Below are 347 nucleotides of genomic sequence, written 5' to 3' on the forward strand. Positions count from 1 at the left end.
TGCTCCTCGATCGCATACACCGCGCCGATGCGCTCGATGACCTCCCTGGCGAAGGGCGAGTTCGTCGTCTTGTGGACCTTCACGAAGTTGCGGCGTGCATGAACCAGACAATACGCCCGGCGGATCTTGCCCGACGATTTGGCTCCTCCCGCCAACGACGTATAGGCAGCATAGCCGTCGACTTGCAGCACGCCCTCGAACCCGGCCAACTGGCCAGCAATCTCCTTTTTGCCGCGGCCACCCGCAAAGACGTAAGCGACCGCCGGCGGCGCGGGCCCCTTCCAGGGTCGGTCGTCCGTCGCATGCGCCCAGAACTGGCAGGTCCGTGTTCGACCCCGGCCTGGATC

The 347-nt window shown here is 65.1% G+C and carries 1 protein-coding gene; it reads right to left on the reverse strand.

Annotation, left to right across the window (positions count from 1 at the left end; all coding sequences use genetic code 11):
• Nucleotides 1-347, reverse strand: a 347-nt coding sequence (locus ACWGTI_RS32820; protein WP_454590700.1) for an IS66 family transposase, incomplete at both ends; no start/stop codon positions are given.

It is taken from the genome of Mesorhizobium sp. ArgA1 (assembly GCF_053714375.1).